The organism is Xylanimonas allomyrinae, assembly GCF_004135345.1.
GTDB classification, from domain to species: domain Bacteria; phylum Actinomycetota; class Actinomycetes; order Actinomycetales; family Cellulomonadaceae; genus Xylanimonas; species Xylanimonas allomyrinae.
Genome location: NZ_CP035495.1, coordinates 3,694,895 through 3,711,508, shown reverse-complemented (window position 1 = coordinate 3,711,508; position 16,614 = coordinate 3,694,895). Strand labels below are relative to the sequence as shown.

At 69.0% G+C, this 16,614-nt stretch carries 12 protein-coding genes, 1 pseudogene and 1 riboswitch; of the genes and pseudogenes, 2 read left to right on the top strand and 11 right to left on the bottom strand.

Features of this window, described 5'->3' with window-relative positions:
- Positions 1-35 precede the first annotated feature (35 nt).
- Positions 36-752, bottom strand: a complete 717-nt coding sequence (locus tag ET495_RS16770) for a hypothetical protein (protein WP_129205719.1) — start codon at positions 750-752, stop codon at positions 36-38.
- A gap of 9 nt (positions 753-761) precedes the next feature.
- A riboswitch (SAM riboswitch) is annotated at positions 762-876 on the bottom strand.
- Between the two features lie 55 nt (positions 877-931).
- On the opposite strand from ET495_RS16770, the gene ET495_RS19040 reads away from it, so the two are divergent.
- Positions 932-1,738 (top strand): HAD family hydrolase, encoded by an 807-nt coding sequence (locus tag ET495_RS19040; RefSeq protein WP_245993170.1) that lies wholly within the window; start codon positions 932-934, stop codon positions 1,736-1,738.
- Entirely contained in the window at positions 1,731-2,075 is a 345-nt protein-coding gene (locus ET495_RS16760; RefSeq protein WP_129205718.1) for a hypothetical protein, read from the top strand. Before ET495_RS19040 ends, ET495_RS16760 begins: the two co-directional genes overlap by 8 nt.
- Positions 2,076-2,164: 89 nt before the next feature.
- Here ET495_RS16760 and ET495_RS16755 read toward each other — a convergent pair whose 3' ends face one another.
- The 10 genes and pseudogenes from ET495_RS16755 to ET495_RS16710 all read right to left on the bottom strand — a co-directional run bounded on the left by ET495_RS16755 (position 2,165) and on the right by ET495_RS16710 (position 16,495).
- Positions 2,165-2,836: a DUF6308 family protein gene (locus tag ET495_RS16755; RefSeq protein WP_129205717.1), complete on the bottom strand. Its 672-nt coding sequence runs from the start codon at positions 2,834-2,836 to the stop codon at positions 2,165-2,167.
- A complete protein-coding gene (locus tag ET495_RS16750) occupies positions 2,833-4,026 on the bottom strand; it encodes a PD-(D/E)XK nuclease family protein (protein ID WP_162616518.1) in 1,194 nt (397 codons plus the stop codon). Before ET495_RS16750 ends, ET495_RS16755 begins: the two co-directional genes overlap by 4 nt.
- A gap of 516 nt (positions 4,027-4,542) precedes the next feature.
- The gene (locus tag ET495_RS16745) at positions 4,543-7,575 is read right to left on the bottom strand and encodes a glycoside hydrolase family 2 TIM barrel-domain containing protein (protein WP_129205715.1); all 3,033 of its coding nucleotides are present in this window, start codon (positions 7,573-7,575) and stop codon (positions 4,543-4,545) included.
- A gap of 112 nt (positions 7,576-7,687) precedes the next feature.
- Positions 7,688-8,836: a lactaldehyde reductase gene (fucO, locus tag ET495_RS16740; RefSeq protein WP_129205714.1), complete on the bottom strand. Its 1,149-nt coding sequence runs from the start codon at positions 8,834-8,836 to the stop codon at positions 7,688-7,690.
- Between the two features lie 66 nt (positions 8,837-8,902).
- Positions 8,903-11,134 (bottom strand): 1,3-beta-galactosyl-N-acetylhexosamine phosphorylase, encoded by a 2,232-nt coding sequence (gene gnpA / locus ET495_RS16735; protein WP_129205713.1) that lies wholly within the window; start codon positions 11,132-11,134, stop codon positions 8,903-8,905.
- 40 nt (positions 11,135-11,174) lie between these two features.
- A complete protein-coding gene (locus ET495_RS16730; protein WP_129205712.1) occupies positions 11,175-11,564 on the bottom strand; it encodes an L-rhamnose mutarotase in 390 nt (129 codons plus the stop codon).
- Positions 11,565-11,566: 2 nt separating this feature from the next.
- A complete protein-coding gene (locus ET495_RS16725; protein WP_129205711.1) occupies positions 11,567-12,379 on the bottom strand; it encodes a class II aldolase/adducin family protein in 813 nt (270 codons plus the stop codon).
- The gene (locus ET495_RS16720; RefSeq protein ID WP_245993518.1) at positions 12,379-13,794 is read right to left on the bottom strand and encodes a rhamnulokinase; all 1,416 of its coding nucleotides are present in this window, start codon (positions 13,792-13,794) and stop codon (positions 12,379-12,381) included. Before ET495_RS16720 ends, ET495_RS16725 begins: the two co-directional genes overlap by 1 nt.
- 66 nt (positions 13,795-13,860) lie before the next feature.
- Positions 13,861-15,020, bottom strand: a pseudogene (gene rhaI / locus ET495_RS16715) (L-rhamnose isomerase); the annotation flags it as partial.
- Positions 15,021-15,172: 152 nt separating this feature from the next.
- Positions 15,173-16,495: a cellulase-like family protein gene (locus ET495_RS16710; protein ID WP_129205710.1), complete on the bottom strand. Its 1,323-nt coding sequence runs from the start codon at positions 16,493-16,495 to the stop codon at positions 15,173-15,175.
- Positions 16,496-16,614 lie beyond the last annotated feature (119 nt).

The following is a 16,614-nucleotide window of genomic DNA, read 5'->3' as shown; positions in this document are numbered from 1 at the left end:
GGCGGCCTCACACCTGACAGGCCGGGCCCTCGCCGCTACCCGCGGACGTCGAGCTGACGCACTCGCGCCGAGGCCGCTGTGACCGCCCGCCTCGCCCGCTTCGCGCGGGCGATCGCGTCATCGAGGTCCCGCAGCGCCCGCTTGCGATGCTCGCGCTGGATGTGTGCGACCAGCCACGCCCCGAGCGAGGCGACGTCGGCCAGCACTGCGGCGCGCGGCGCGTGCTCCTGCGGGGACAGCGCCTGCAGCCACTCGCCGTAGCGGCGCACCCGATCCGCCGCCCCCGGCTCGATCAGCCCCCGCAGGTGCAGGTCCTCGACGTCGACCAGCTCGACCGGCGGCTGCCCGAGGCGGCGCGACTCCTCCAGCCGCACGATGCCCAGCGCCCGCGCCTGGACGAACACCGGCCGCAGCCGCGCCGCCCGAAACGCGCGCGCCGCCCGGATCCGCTCGAACCGCGGACCCTCGGGGGCGTCCACCCCGAGCACCAGCACCCCGTCGTGCCTCCCGGCCCGGATCGGGTCGCTCAGCCCGGCCAGCTGTGTGACGTGCACGGCGAGGGCATCGCACTCGGGGCAGGTGGTGCGGTGGGCCGAGAGCGTCGTGCGCGGCGTGCTGCCCACCAGGCACGCCGTGCACAGCTCGCCCGAGCCGATCGCATACGCGCCCTGGTCGCCGAGTCTCGCCACGGTCGCCTCGTCCGGGCGCCACAGCAGCACCCCGTCCGGGCGCAGCAACATCAGGTCCGTCATCTCAGTCTCCTTTCGCGCTTCCCGTCACGGTCGTGACGGGCCGGTCTTCCTCCAGGGGCACCGTGCGCGAGTGCGCGGTTGCCGGACCAGCACGCGGAGGGCGTATCGCTGATCGCTCTTGACCTGTTCCGGAACCTACCAGACAGGCACCGACAAAGGCGCGCCGATAGCCTGCCCGAGTGACGAAGCCCCTGTTGATGGTCGACGTGGACGGGTTCGTCCTCCTGGTCGCCCACGACGCCACGCTCGACGACCAGCTCCTAGCGGACCTTGCGAGTGCGCGCACAGCGGGGTTCGACGCGCATCTCGCCACCGCCCACGAGCACCACCGCGCTCGGCACCCGTGGGAGACATCGGGTCTCCGGGAGCGGTCCGCCGCGATCCACTCCGCGGCTGACGTCGGATACCGCAAGGCCGATCACCGGTTCTACGACGCCGTGCAACGCAGAACGGGACGGGCGCCGGGCCTGCACTGCCTCGTCGACGGCAGTCAGGCGAACGTCGACGCTGCCCGCGCGGCAGGCTGGCGCGCGTTCCGGTGGCGTCCGACGTCGCGGCTCGCCGACGTGCTCCGCAACCTCGACGACGCTCGGGGCGCGCCGGGGTTCGTCCGTTTCGAGAGCCCCACGCCCAACTCCCGTGGCCGCCACGTCGGGGTGTTCGGCCTCGCCAACAGGCTTGCGCACGACGGGGCGCTGGCGCCCGACGACTGGGCGTGGTGGCGCCACTCCAACGACTGGTGCAACGCGGCCTATCCGGACCCGTCCACGGTCGACCCGCAGGTCTACGACCACGCGGTCAACCCGGGAGCGACGGCGTGGTTCAGGCCCTCGGCTGTCCACCTCATCGACAAGACGCGCGAGTATCTGGACCTTCTCGACCGGTACGGCGTCCCGTGGACCGAACGACGTTCTGCCGCGCCCGGCCGAGTCGTCTACGCCGACGACGGCCAGGTCGTCGTCGTTCCGGGCGAGTCCGATGACTGACCGACCGGAGATCGTGTGCCTGTGCGGCTCGACGCGGTTCGCCGAGGAGTTCCGCCGGATCAACCTCGACCTGACGCTCGGCGGGTCGATCGTCGTCGCCCCGGGCGTGTTCGCTCACGCGGGCGACCGGATGACCGACGAGCAGAAGGCCGCGCTCGACGCGCTGCACCTCGCGAAGATCGACCTTGCTGACCGCGTTCTCGTGGTCAACCCCGGCGGGTACATCGGAGAGTCCACGCGACGCGAGATCGGCTACGCCCACCAGACCGGAAAGCCGGTCGAGTACACCGACCCGCCCGGCGGACCCAGTCCCACCGGTAGCCGCTCCGGGAAGTAGGCGCGCAGCGGAGCGGGCGACACGCCACCGCCAAGCGGCCGGTCCCCGGAGCCACTTCACTCTCACAGACACCCGGAACGCGTGCAGCCCTACTTGCCGGTCCCGGACCTCCAAGCGAGGACGTCGAAAATCCGGAGCGTCGAGATGTCCGGCAGGCCCGCCTCGTCTCCGAGACTGCGGAGCCACTGCGCGTTCTCCCGCCCGTTGTCCGTCAGCCACAGGTGCAGTGGCGCCCAGACCAGCCCATGCTCGTCCTGGACCTGCGCACGGACGAATGAGTCGATGATCGGGACGAGGTGAGGGCGCTTGCGGGCGAGCATCTTGGTCGCCTTCGTCTCCCCGACGTCAGGGATGCTCCGGTCGCGGAGCGCCCAGTAGAGCTTCGTCGCAGGCCACTCCGGGTCCAGAATCTGCTCGGTCGTCAGGTTCTCGAACGTGTCGGTCTTCGAGACATCCGCGAGGAGGGCGCTGAGTTTCTCGCGCTCGGTCTCCAGGATCGCGATCGCGCTGTCACCGCTGATCGTCACGCCGAGCATCGTCGTCGCGATCAGGTCGTCAGCGGTGATGACGTCAGCGACTGCCTCACGGTCGCCTCCGCCGGCGAACCGCTCGAACCGCCGCCCGGAGAAAGGCTGGGCCCCTTCGGCGAAGTAACCGGCCACCATCCGGAGCGCCTGGTCTCTCCCGGCCGGCTCCAAGAGCTCCTTGAGCGGGCCCTTCGGGACGAACGGACGGATGTCGCCGGGCCTTCCCTGGCTCATCGCGCCCCTCCTTCGTTGAGTAGTGACAGAAACTCGTCGCGCAGGCGCACGTCGTCCGGGCCGAGCCCGTCGAGCACCTCCTGCATCCGCACGCTCGACTGGCGGACCACCCCGCGCTCACCGTTGGTGATCAGCGGGCGCGAGTAGTCGACGAAGCCCGGGTCGACCGCCTCCGTCCAACGCGGCTCGCCCTCGTTGGCCAGCCAGGCGGACGGCCCGAACTTGATCTGCAGGGCGTAGCCGCCACTCATCCCTCGCCAGCCTTCCGGGTGCGCGACCTCGGAGATGCCCAGGTTGACCGTCCACTCGTAGCCGCCCTGGAACCGGGCGGTGGCGTCGTCGAACACGGCCTGCCCCAGGGCCTGGTTGAGCTGCGGCACCAGGACCTTGACCGCGAAGGCCCGCAGCCGGCCCTTGACGGCCTGCAGCAGCTCACGGCTCTCGGTGAAACGTTCGCGCGCCTGCTGAGCCAGGTCGGTCGCGAACTCCTCCCCGGCGACGCCGATGGGTCGTCGCCCGTACCGCTCCGCCTCGCCCGTGGCGCACATCGCCACCACGAAGTCGAGCACCGCGCCGTCGTCCATCCGACCTCTCCCCTTGACGTACTTCCGGTACATCTGGTCGATGAACGCGTGCTGCTCCGGGTGCTCGCGCGCGTAGTCCTCACCGACCTCGCGCCGCAGCCGCTCCAGCAACGTCCCGTAGGTGAGGACGACGGCATCCTCCCATCCGTCGACCAGCAATCCCTTGTCCTCGTCCCGGCACAACAGCACGACGACGCTCGCCCGCCCATCGCGGCCGCCGAACGCCCGGTAACCGTCGTAGGAGTGCCCATGTCCGTCGGAGGTGTAGTAGTTCTCCACGACGATCCGCGCGGCATTGTTCTCCAGCACCAGGTCGGCGATGTCCGCCACGCCCGACACCGACGTGTCGACCTCCTGCCGCACCAGGTACGGCGCCTCGACCGGGAAGACCGTCGCGCCGGCCAACGCCCGGTTGACCTCGTCGACGAAGATCCGCACGAACGCGTCGCCCAGCCGGTGCGTGCCGCCCGCCTCCAGCAGCCACCCGAACACGTTCGACAACTGCTTCTCGTGCCGCCCGTGACGCATCACGTCGAAGACGTTGAACTCCGCCTCCAGCGACCGGCTCAGGACGGGCAACAACCGTGTCACCAGGTCCTCGGCCATGATCCCTCCGTCGGTGTCGCGTCCCTCGATGCTAGTGGTCAACTGCTTTGCTGACCGACGAAGTGTCGTCCGCTCCTTGCCGCGCCAGGGGATTTGGTGAACCCGGCGGAGAAGCCGGGTTGCGCCGACGCGCAGGGTCCGCGCGCCTCGCCTCGTCGCTGCCCGCTCTGGAGACACCGCCTGGTCAGAGCGCCCCCGGACCAGCGCCACGGCGATCGCCAGCAACCGCACACCCGCGGTCCGCGGTGCTCCGCCGTCTCGAACCGGCATCTGGCAAGCAGTCGCACCGCCTCGGCCCACCGGCCCAGGTCTGGCACGTCGGCCGCTTCCGCGCCCCCGCGACCAGGGCACAGGCGCGGTGGTCTCCGTCGCGGCCTGACCGAGGATCTCGTGACCGCGTTGCGGCTCGTCGCGGGCGTCCCGCTCACGAAACCCTTCGCTGACTGCGGACGCCCACCGGCGCGATCCCCGGATCGCCCCTCCGCGAGAGCGGTGATGCGGGGATCACCTCGATCGTCATCCCACCGAGAGCCGCACTTGGAGCACCGCGGGCGCCGGTCGGAGCATGTCGGCCGTGCGGACCCCGGAACCGCACGCTGCAGTGCCGAGGCCGTGGCCTGCGACGTCAACGTTCAGGTGCAACGCTCCGTCGGAGCGGAGCTCGTGCGGGTGGGCGGCCGCGTCGATCGCCTGGTCGGACCAGGGCCGAGCGGTGAGGATGAACCCCTCCTGCGGCCGCCCGTCGAGCGTGACCTTGCCCGGGGTGATCGTCAGCGGGCCGTGCGCGAGGTGGAGTACTGCACGTGTGACGCCGCGGCGGGCACCGTTCTCCTGGGGGTGCAGGTACGGCGTCTGGAGCGCGTGCACGGTGTGCTGCCAGCGGCCCACGAGGGCAGCACGGGTCGAGTCGGCGTACGACTCCCCCGGGCCGTGTCCGACCCAGTCGACGAGCACCGCCGCGGCATCCTGCTGTTCGAGGGTGAGCAGCCAGCCGAGCCGCGGAAGGGATCCCGGCCACTGCCCTTCGGGCGTCATCCGGATGGTGACGTCGGCGGTCGCAGTGTCGACGGCGCGCCACTCGGTGCAAACGGCCAGGCCGCAGTCGGTCCCGGCCCCGGCGACGCGCGCCTCGATGACCAGGGCATCGCCGTCGAGCCGGACGGACCGGATGGACTCGTGGAGTCGGTGGAGGCCGGCGTTGCGCCAGTCATCGGCGTCACTGGTCTGCGAGGACGAGCCGACCGCCCTGTCGTTGTCGGTGGGAGCTCGCCAGGCATCGACTCGGGCCTCGCGGACGGTGGTGTCACCGATGGCGATCACCCGCCCGCGGGAGTCGATTCGCACCGGACCGACCACGTAGCCGCATACGGCCTCGGTCACCGCGCCTGACGCCGCGGAAAGCGCCGCAGACGGGTTCAGAAGCACCTGACCGGCACCGAGTTCGGAAGACACGGCCCAGGGGGGTGCCGCGCCCGCGCGCCACGCGGCACGCAGCACGAACCAGGTCCCCGGGGCGGCGTCCTTGGCCCGCTCGCCGAACACGTCGGCCGGCGTCACGACGTGTCTCTCGCTCGGGGCAAGCACCGGCACGGCAGCGTCGGCAGAGGCCACGACGTCGCCGGCGGTGACGAGCTCTGCGTGGAAGACCACGTCAGCGGTCGAGCGGAAGGCCCATCGGTTGCGCACCACGAGGCCGCCGTCTCGCTCGCGCACACCCATCGGGGCGTACACGGCGGCGAGCTCAGTCAACCCCGGCGAGGGCGTGCGGTCGGGAAATGACAGGCCGTCGGCGATGAACGCTCCGTCGTGCAGTTCCTCACCGAAGTCGCCGCCGTACCCGTGGAACTCGGTGGCTTCGGCGTCCACGGTGGCGATCCCGTGATCCTTCCACTCCCACACGAACCCCCCGGCGAATCGGGGGTGGTTGTCGATCAGGTCCACGTGGTCGGTCAGGCCGCCCGGGCCGTTGCCCATGGCGTGCGAGTACTCGCACAGCAGGAACGGCTGGGAGCGGCGCCGGGCCGCGTTGGCGTCATCGGCCAGCACCCGGGCACGGTCGACGTTCCACTCGCTGACCGAGGTGTTCGGGTAGATGCGCTCATACTCTTCGGCGGGTGCGTCCTCGCCGCGGACGATCCATTCGATCTCGGCGAGGTCGGGGTACATGCGCGAATACACGTCGACATTCGCGCAGGACCAGTCGCCCTCGTAGTGGATCGGCCGGGTTGCGTCGAGCTCCCGGATCGCTGCCGACATCGCGGCGAGGTTGCGCCCGGCGCCCGCCTCGTTGCCCAGCGACCACATGATGACGCTCGGGTGATGTGCGTCGCGGCGCACCATTCGCTGCACACGGTCGACGAGCACCGGCTCCCACGTCGGGTCGTCCGTAGGGTTTCCCCGCCAGCCGATCAGCTCGAACCCGTGCGTCTCCAGATCGTTCTCGTCGATGACGTACATCCCGTACTCGTCGCACAAGTCCAGAAAGCGCGGGTCCGGCGGGTAGTGCGACGTACGCACCGCGTTGATGTGGTGCCGCTTCATTGCCAGCACGTCCGCGAGCATCGACTCGGCCGTGACCGTGCGACCGCTTCTCGGTTCGAACTCGTGCCGGTTGACGCCGTACAGCTTGATCGGGGCGCCATTGACGGTCAGCACGCCGTCGAGGATCGCGATGGTGCGGAAGCCAGCCCGCAGCGTCATTGTCTGCGCCGGCGCGACGACCTCGACGTCGTACAGGCGCGGGAACTCGGCACTCCACGGTTCGACGGACACCGACCTCGTCTCGCCCGCAGCGACATCGATCCCGAGGTCTGCGACCCGCACCCGCACTCCAGCCAGCGGAGCGCCGAACGCGTCCTCAACCTCGACCCGCAGGGTGCCCAGCCCGGTGACGTGGTCGTAGTCGGAGTGCACTACTGCATGTCCGACGCCGCCCGCAGGGCGGTGCTCCAGCGTCACCGAGCGGAAGATGCCCGAGAGCCACCACTGGTCCTGATCCTCGATGTACGTCATTGCCGACCACTGCGTGACTCGCACCGCGAGAAGGTTCTGACCGCCACGGAGAGCGTCCGTCACGTCGATCTCGGACGGCAGCCGCGACCCGTGCGACTGGGCTAGCACGTGACCGTTGACCGACACCTCGAACCAAGAGTCGACACCCTCGAACCGCAGCACCACACGACCATCGCCCGCCCACTCGGTCGGCACCGCGAACAGGCGCCGGTACTCGCCGGTCGGGTTCGCCGTGGGAACGAACGGCGGGTCGATGGGGATCGGGTAAACCACGTTGGTGTAGGCGGGCCTACCGTACGGCCACTCGTTCGGAGCGCCGGCAAGCTGCCAGTGCCCCGGCACGGTGAACTCGTCCCAGCCCTCGCCCGGGTCGGCGGTGTCCACGCCAGTCTGGGCCTGGTCGAAGAGCCGGAACCGCCAGGCACCGTCGAGGCTCAGGCGCTGGGCCCCGTCGGCGACCGGGTCGTTGACGCGCAGTCGCGGGGCGATGACGCCCTGCGGGGGGACGATGGACTCGTGGTGGGGTCTCTGGGCCATGGTGTTCCTCTCAAGGTCTCCCCCGGCGTGACAACGGGGAGGGAGGGATCGGGCACCGGACGCGGTCTGTCCGGTGCCCGATCACGAGGTCGGAGGCGAGAGCGGCGGCTCGCTACAGCAGGGAGCGGTACAGGTCTGCGATCTGCTCGACGGTCGCGGTGCGCGGGTTGCCGCCTGCGCACACGTCGTCGTAGGCGGCCTGGGCCAGGGCGGGGATGTCGGCCTCGCTCGCGCCGATCTCGGTGATGGTGGTCGGGTTGCCCAGCGACTCGGTGAGCGCGGCGACGGCGACGACGGCGGCCTGGCGTGCATCCTCGATGCCCATACCGGTGGTGTCGACGCCGAACGCGGCGGCGATGTCGCGGTACTTCTCCGCGGAACTCGACGCGTTGAACGCCATGACCGGTGCGAGCAGGATGCCGTTGGCCACTCCGTGCGGGGCGTCGAAGAACGCGCCGAGCGGGTGAGCCATGGCGTGGACGAGGCCCAGGCCCACGTTGGAGTAGCCCATCCCGGCGATGTACTGCGCCATCGCCATACGCTCCATCGCCTCGTCGTCCCCGTCGGCCGCGCCGGGCAGCGCGGCAGCGATGACCTGGATCGCCTTGAGGTGGAACAGGTCGGACAGCTCCCACGCGCCCGCGGTGATGTACCCCTCGATCGCGTGGGTCAGTGCGTCCAGCCCGGTGGCGACCTTCAGGGCGCGCGGCGCGGTCGCCATCATCTCCGGGTCGACCACCGCGAGGAGCGGGATGTCGTTGGGGTCGACGCACACGAACTTGCGCTGCCGCTCGACGTCGGTGATCACGTAGTTGATGGTCGTCTCCGAGGCCGTGCCCGCCGTCGTGGGCACCGCGATGATCGGCACGGACCGGTTCCTCGTCGCGGCCACGCCCTCCAGCGAGCGCACGTCGGCGAACTCCGGGTTGGCGGTGACGATGCCGACCGCCTTGCACGTGTCCTGCGGTGACCCGCCGCCGACGGCGATGAGCACGTCGGCACCGGCCGTGGCGAACGCCGCCACGCCGGCCTGGACGCACTCGATCGGCGGGTTCGGGGCGACGTCGCTGAAGACTTCGTAGGCGAACCCGGCCTCATCCAGCAGGGTCGTGACGCGGGCGGTCACGCCCGTGTCGACCAGCACCTGGTCGGTCACGACAAGGGCTTTGGTGAAGCCGCGCGCCACGAGCTCACGCGGGATCTCCGCGATCGAGCCCGGGCCGAAGTAGGCAGTCTGGTTCCAGATCATGCGGTGTGCCACGGTGAGGCGTTCCTTTCCTCGATGATGGGTGTCTGGCGGTCCCCGGTGGGGCTGCTTGTCCCGGGATCAACACGTGCCCGGTGGGGCAGGCTCCGCGACGAGCTCCGCGACCTCCAGTTCGATCAACCCGGCAGGGGGAAGATCGAGAGTCGCCACGGCTCGTCCGTTGCTGAGGATCAGCGTGTGCTGCGGCTCGAGAGTGTCGTTGAGCACGACGACGGTGCCGTCGCCGTCGGCGTCCGCAAACGCGGCGACCGAGACCGCGGGGTTTGTCGACAACCACTGCGGGGTCTCGGCGCCGGCGGCCCAGCGCAGGGCGTTCTCCAGCAGGCGCGCTGTGTGCGCGTCGTGACGGTAGGCGGCGAGGTAGACGGCCCGGCCCTTGCCGAACGGCGTCGCGGTCGCGACCGGAGCGCCGTCGGAGGCCGCCAGCACGTGCACGTCGTCGCGCAGCACCATCAGGCCCGGGACGGGGCCGATCCCGGCGGCGTTCGCGGCGCGGTCCATGATCGGGTGCGCTTCAGAGCTGATGTCGAAGCGGCGACGGTCCAGGACGCGGCGGTCGCCGGTGTCCTGGTCAACGCCGAGCACGTCGGCCAGCGCGAACCGGCGCAGGCCTGCGCCCGGCGCGACCGCCGAGGGTTCCTCGATGCCGACCAGCCCACCGCCGTCATGCACGAACCGGGTGATCGCGGTGACCAGGCGCGGGTCGGACCACGCGTCACCGCCGGACCACGAGGAGCCGGCGAGGCCGGCGTTGAGCAGGACATCCACGGCGGGGACGCCTTCGGAAGCGATGTCGTCGAGGCGGTGGAAGGACACGTCGAAGTCCTGCCCGGCCAGAGACTCCAGGACGTGCATGAGCGAGAGGCTGCGGTTCTCGTGGAAGTGCCCCGAGGTCGACCAGGTGCGGAGCGCTCCCCACGCGGTGACCACGCCGACGCGCACCGGCCTCGTCTCGTCGCCGCTGCGGGCGGACGACAGATGAAGCGCGCGGATGCGGCGGTGCTCATCGGCGATCCGGGCGACGGCGTCCTGGAAGTCCTCAAACGGTTCGACCAGCGACAGATACCCGCCGAGCCCAATCCGGTCGATCCGCGCGCGCACGAGCGCCTGCCGCACAGTGACCCAGTACCGCAGCAAGTCCGTGGACGGGTCGCCACCTGGCGCGAACGTGGGTTTGCCCTCCAGGTCCACCGGGAAGAGGTAAGGGTGCAGGCGAAGCTCGTGGATGGGGACGTCGACGGCGGCGTTGAGCCGGGCCTCGAACCCGTTGAAGACGGCCTTGATGAGCCCGTCGAAGCCGTACTCGGCGAACCGGCCCGAGAACGGCTCCAGGCCCACCCAGGAGTCGTCGTAGAACACGTACGCCTTCTTGCCGTGCCGGTGCACGACATCCACGCACTTGCGACCGAGGTCGAGGACGAACTCCCAGGTGAACTCCATCCACGCCCGGTAGACGTCCGACGGCGGGTTGTGCGTCGAGGTGTAGCGGCCCGCGTTGACGAAGTCCTCGGCCGTGATCGTCCGCCCCGTCTGCTCACGGAAGGCGCGCAACGCGATCGGGTTCACGGTGAAGTCGTAGGAGGCCCAGTCCGCGTACAGGTGGGGCAGGTTCCCGTCGGAGCCCCAGAACCACGCGAAGTTGTAGAACAGCGACGTGAACCGCACCACCGTCGTCGCCGGGTTCTCCGTGCACCACTGCTCCAGCCAAGCCAGCAGGTGCTCGGCGACCTCGGGGTGCCGTGGTTCGACCGCCATCAGGTGCTCGCGGTCGCCCCAGTCGTTGGTGACGTGGTTGTACATCGAGATCTCTTCCCAGGTCCGCATGACCAGGAAGTTCACCGTGTAGGTGTGACCCGGGACCGCGTCGCGCACGACAACGGTGCCCTCACTCCCCAGCGCCCACCGCGTGATCGGGAGGACCTCGCCGGTGGTGCGGTCGTGGACCTGCCAGAACTCCTCGACCCCGTCCCAGTCCTGAACCACGAACTGGTCCCGAGAGAACCCGGCCAGCAGGTCGATCGTCACCGCGTCCGCGTCGGCGACCACGGGCGCCGACATCAGGAAGTTCTGCTGCATGAGCTGCGGGTGGGCCTTCGCCCACTCCAGATCCTCTCGGACCAGGCACAAGGTCGAGTAGATCCCGTGACCGGATCCCAGGATCTCGTCCGAGAGCTTCGTCCCGTCCGAGTCACGGATCACGTCGGCACCCCACCGTTCCGCAAGCCGCAGGGTCAGAGCCTCCTTGCCGGCCTCGCCGGGCAGGGTGAAACCACCCGTGTATGTCTGGTTCACTGCCTGTCTCCTTCGTGCCGGTTGGTGCGGCCCTGTCGACCTAGCGGCCGACTGGGTAGTCGCGGGGCTGGGCCTGCCGGTCAACGGCGATGGGCCGACCGTCAGCCGCCGCAAGCTGGGTCTCCAGGTGAAACGTCTCGTTCAGCTCGACCAGGCGCTCGTCGGGGCCCGCCCCAGCGAAGTAGCGGGCCATAGCGGCCTGCCAGCGCTCATTGACCGCCAACGCGCTCATCGCTTCACGGGCCGCGGTGATGTCGTCGCTCTCCACGTAGCCGATGACCTCACCGTCGGGGGCGGTGAAGATGGAGTAGTTGCGCCAGCCCGTCTCGTGGAGCGCCCGGAGCATCTCGGGCCAGACGGCAGCGTGCGCTTCCCGGTACTCATCGAGCAGGTCGGGGCGGACCCGGAACCTGAACATCGTTCGCGCCATCGTCAGAACACCGTGGTCTCGATGGAGAAGGCATCGATGATGGCAGCGAGCTCGTCGTCGGTCAGGCCGGTGGCAGTGCTGCCCGCCAGCCGGGCGGTGACATGGAAGCGTGCGCCAGTCTCAATGAACTCGATGACGTCGACAGCGCCGAGGGGGCCCTTGTCGGAGCGAGCGAGGACGCCATGCTTTGCCCAGGCGACGATAGAGGCATCACGGAGTCCCGCGACAGAGGCAGCTTCGAGACGCTTGGAGCCGGGGACCTCGAATGGGAGGAAGCCGATGCCGTTTGGGACGTGGACGACGAGCTCGGGTTCCCAGCGCATGATCTGCCGAGTGAACTCTCGCGGGTCCGCGCCACTGCCCGAGAACTGGTGGCTGAGGGTGGTGGTGTACGGGGCATGAGCGTGAACGACGGCGTGAACCCCGACGGGGTGGCGTCCGACGCGATCGTTGTGGACGGCGAGGTGGGAGTTGGCCTCGCTGGTGGGGCGGGCGAAGGCCCGGTTCTCAGCCGAGCGCACGACGGCGGACCCGTCGTGGTCGATCACGATGGCGGCGACGATCGCGGTGGGTGAGTCCGCAATGTCCCGGAGTCGCTGCTGGGACCCCGACATCAGCACCGTCCGGCCGCGCAGCGCGGGAACCGCGGTCGGCAGGGCGTAGGGCTCGACGTGGCGGAAGATGTCGGCTTCTTGCCCGGTGGTCGGGACGGTCACGGAGATATTGCCTGCGTTGGCTTCGCACGCGTCGATCTGGTTCAGGCGGGTGCCCGCCTGTCCCATCTCGGCGAGCAGGGCGTTCAGGTCATAGGTCATCAGACGGCCTTTCGGGCGGGCTGGCCCTTGTCGGTGGGCGCGGCGGCGGGCGTGTAGGCGGTGGGTGGGAAGGACGCGGCGACGATGGCGCGCAGGTCATCGAGGGATCCGCTGAGGGCACCGAGTGTCCGCGCCTGAACGATCGCGTTGCCCAGAACCGTCGCTTCACCGGGTCCGGCGTGAACGAGGAGGCCGGTCGCGTCGGCGGTGGCCTGGCACAGCAGGGCGTTGCGGGAGCCGCCACCGACGATGTGGACGGAGTCGATGGGTGTGGCGGTGAGCCGGGATGCTTGCTCGATCGTGCGAGCGTAGGCATGGGCAAGGGAGTCGATGATGCAACGTGCGAACTGGCTTGGGGTCTGCGGCACGACACCGCCAGTCGCTTGGACGGCGGCCGCGATGCGAGCCGGCATGTCGCCGGGGGCGAGGAACGCCTCGTCGTCCGCAGCGATCACCGCGACACCGACGGGCTGGCGGGCGGCGTCATCAAGCAGCTCTTGAAGGTCCAGGTGGTTCCCTGCGGCCGCCCAGGACCGCAGGCACTCTGTGAGGAGCCACAGGCCCATGACGTTCCGCAGATACCGCACCGTGTCATCGACGCCGAGCTCGTTGGTGAAATTCGCGGCCCTGCCGGCCTGCGTCAGGACCGGAGCACTCAGCTCGATCCCGACGAGCGACCAGGTCCCCGACGAGATGAACGCACCCCCCCGCGTCAGGCCGGGGGTGGCGGCGACGGCGGATGCGGTGTCGTGCGAACCGACGGCGATCACAGGCGTGCCCACCGCGAGCCCGGTGTGGGCCGCAACCCGGTCGGTGACAGGTCCGATGACCGTACCCGGCTCGACCAACCGTCCGAACAGTGACTCTTCCACGCCCGCGGCGGCGAGGACTTCCGGTGACCAGGTACGGGTGGTGGCGTCGAACATCCCCGTCGTGGACGCGTTCGTCGCCTCGGTCACCGCCACGCCGGTCAGGTCGTAGGCGAGCAGGTCCGGGATCAGCAGGAGCCGGGCCGCCCGCTCCAGTCGATCGCTGACCGGGGCCAGCCCGGCCTTGTCGGCGGCGAGCTGATAGACCGTGTTGAACCGCTGGTGCTGAATCCCCGTGACCGAGTACAAGCGCTCCGACGACAGTGGGAAGCGTTCAACAGCACTGGTCGTCCGTTCATCGCGGTAACAGACTGGGCTCCCGAGCAGATTTCCGTCTTCGTCGAGGAGGCCGTAGTCGACCGCCCACGTGTCGATCCCGATCCCATCCACCGGACCCGACTCCGCAGCAGCCCTGAGGCCTTCGACGACGCCGTCGGTCAGGCGCGTGTAGTCCCAGACCAGGTGACCGGAGACGTCGCACAGGCCATTGGGAAACCGGTGCAGTTCCTCCATGAAGATCCCGTCGGCGCCAATGGTCACGGCCATCACACGGCCCGACGTCGCCCCGATGTCCACAGCCGCCACCCGCGTCGCCCGTGCCGGCATGTCAAGCCCCCAGGACGCCTGAGTGCCGCTAACACGCTCCGTCGCCACACGGGCGGAATATCCGGAGGCGTGGAAAGCGGCGACCGGGTCTGCGGGGAGGCCCCTGGCAGCACGGTGGGCAGCGAGGTCGTCGCGCACATCGGTCCAGAACGCGTCCATTAGCAGGTTGTGCGCGCCGAGCACGTCACCGGCAGCCTGCAACGCGGACAGGGCGTCACGGTCGATGAGCAGCGCCTTGGCCGCGGCCTCCTGGACGTTGAGCACGGAGCGGATCTGGCCAGGGATCTTTTCTTCGACGTTGTGGCACTGGTCGAGCATGAACGCCACGGGGGAGCTCTCGTCCAGGCCACCCCGCGGATGACCTCAACCATGATGCGGAAGAGCTGGAACGGATCTGCCGCCCCGACAATCAGGTCGTCGTCGGCGTAGTTGCGCGAGTTGAAGTCGAACGAGCCGAGCTTTCCGAGGCGCAGGAGCTGGGCGACGATGAACTCGATGTTCGTACCCGGGGCGTGGTGTCCCGTGTCCAGGCAGACCATGGCCCTGTTCCCGAGAGCGGCGACGTGGGCGTACGCAGTCCCCCAATCCGGTACGTCCATGTGGTAAAACGCCGGCTCGAAGAACTTGTACTCCAGCACCAGCCGCTGCTCGTCGCCCAGGGCTGCGTAGATCTCTGCCAACGACCCAGCGAGGAGGTCCTGGCGCGTGCGCAGGTCGGCCTGCCCGGCATAGTTGGAGCCGTCCGCGAGCCAGATCTTCAGATCCCGCGACCCGGTCTGCCCCATGATCTCGATGCAGTCCAGGTGGTGATCGACCGCCCGGCGGCGAACGGCCGGATCGACGTGGGTTAGCGACCCGAACTTGTACTCGTCGTCCTGGAACGTGTTTGAGTTGATCGTTCCGAGCTCGACGCCCAGGTCGTTCGCGAACTGCCGCAGCTCCGTGTAGTCGTCGACCTTGTCCCACGGGATGTGCAACGCCACAGCCGATGCCAGCCCTGTCAGCTCATTCACCTTCGCCGCGTCGGCGATCTTCTCCCACGGGTCCCGCGGCGTCCCTGGCGTCGAAAACACCTTGAACCGTGTCCCAGAGTTCCCATACGCCCACGACGGTACCTCGATAGAGAGGCGGTCAAGTGCAGAGGTAGTGTCAGAAAAGCGGCGCACGAAGGCACTCCTTAGTCATTGAACGCACCCGCGATGGTGGGAACCGGGCGGCGGGATGCTGCGATTTGCGAAGTCCAGAGCGGACCACAGGACGCGACCAATGCGGTCTTCGTCGATGGGGCGTAGCGACCCGGCCGACTGCCGAGCGGTGGCTACGCCTCGAGGCCTTGGGTGAAAATGGTGTTGCACTGCCGCTGCAAAGCGGCCTCGCCCCACATTGGGTGATGGGGGGCCGCATTGGAGCACACAATGTAGCCCCATGCATCGATCTCATTGGACTTTCTCGCGGCGATCCGGCAAAACTCTGCCCCGATCGGCCCTTCTTCATACCACGAGTGCAGCGGCGTATAGCCGACCCATCCCTCCGCAAAGACGAGAGGGATCCCACGGCTCGCGGCGAAGTCGGCGGCGACGTCGATCCACAAGTCAAGCTTGGTGAGCATCGCGTAGTGATGGTTCTGGAACCGCTCGTACAGGTACCGGTCGACCGCTTCCACATCACACCAGTCGTGCACGTAGATCTCGGGCTTTCCGACGATGGTGGCGCGCTTGCGCCACGCGTCCTCAGCCGGCGGCTGCCAGTCCACGTAGTCGGGTGCGCCCGACCGCAGGAGCGGCCTCACGACGGCGGTGGAGAACCGCGACTCGTCGCGGAGCTTGAACCTGGCAGTGAACTCGTCGAGAACCCCGTAGACATACGGATGGAACACGGCGACGTCGATGTTCTCGGGGATCCCGCGCATCACACCCGCGGGGACGCCCGCGTAGTTCACGGTGACCGCAATGCCGGGGTGCCGGTCGTGGAACAGGTCGAGCCCCGCGGTGAGTCGCTCTTTCAGATCGAGCACCGGATCCATGCCATTGGACAGCCCGCCCGTGGCAAACCCAGGCTGGACCTCGCCATCCGGGAGCGCGTTCGCAAGGAAACCGAACTGGACCTCGTTGTGCAACTCGACGAAGGCGATCCTGTCCGCCAGATCGCGTGAGGCCAGGAAATCGACCATGTCGGCGATGCAGCGAGCGAGCACGGCTGGCCTGTTGGACAGATCGACGGCCATTAGCTCGTCGAACCAGGATGCATCGCCGTAGAATGCTGAACTCTGCTGGTACTCCCAACTCGACACGATAACGAAGAAGCCATGCCGCTTCGCGGCCTCGAACAACGAGATCAGGTGGTCGCGCGCGTTCATCGTGACACGGTGCTTCACGTCATACCAGCGCACATTCTGCGCGTACTGGCCTCCCAGCGGTCCGAACGAGGCGGACTCGCCGCCATGGGACGTTCCGAAGAGAAGGAACGGCATCGCGCAGATCCGGATCGTGTTGTACCCGCGCTCGGCGGACTGCAGGAACGCCGCGTCTAGATCCTCGAACGGTTCCCCAGGCCCGGTCCGCGTGTACCAGGAAAAGTCCCACAAGGTGATCGTGAGCTTCTCGGGGATGTGTGAGGGGATCGGAACCGGCTGGTAGGACATGCTGATCTCCAGAAGGCAAGCGGCGGGAAGTGCTGCTGGTAGCGCTGGTCGCGTGAGGTGGTACCGGGGCGGACATCCGCTCATGGCGGATGTCCGCCCCGCCTCGCTGAACCCTTGTC

Excerpts from the sequence above, each read along its gene's own strand:
- ET495_RS16760 (WP_129205718.1), top strand. The coding sequence starts at position 1,731 with ATGACTGACCGACCGGAGATCGTGTGCCTGTGCGGCTCGACGCGGTTC.
- ET495_RS16770 (WP_129205719.1), bottom strand. The coding sequence starts at position 752 with ATGACGGACCTGATGTTGCTGCGCCCGGACGGGGTGCTGCTGTGGCGC.
- ET495_RS16725 (WP_129205711.1), bottom strand. The coding sequence starts at position 12,379 with ATGACCTATGACCTGAACGCCCTGCTCGCCGAGATGGGACAGGCGGGC.
- ET495_RS16730 (WP_129205712.1), bottom strand. The coding sequence starts at position 11,564 with ATGGCGCGAACGATGTTCAGGTTCCGGGTCCGCCCCGACCTGCTCGAT.
- ET495_RS16745 (WP_129205715.1), bottom strand. The coding sequence starts at position 7,575 with ATGGCCCAGAGACCCCACCACGAGTCCATCGTCCCCCCGCAGGGCGTC.
- ET495_RS16750 (WP_162616518.1), bottom strand. The coding sequence starts at position 4,026 with ATGGCCGAGGACCTGGTGACACGGTTGTTGCCCGTCCTGAGCCGGTCG.
- ET495_RS16710 (WP_129205710.1), bottom strand. The coding sequence starts at position 16,495 with ATGTCCTACCAGCCGGTTCCGATCCCCTCACACATCCCCGAGAAGCTC.
- ET495_RS16720 (WP_245993518.1), bottom strand. The coding sequence starts at position 13,794 with ATGGCCGTGACCATTGGCGCCGACGGGATCTTCATGGAGGAACTGCAC.
- ET495_RS16755 (WP_129205717.1), bottom strand. The coding sequence starts at position 2,836 with ATGAGCCAGGGAAGGCCCGGCGACATCCGTCCGTTCGTCCCGAAGGGC.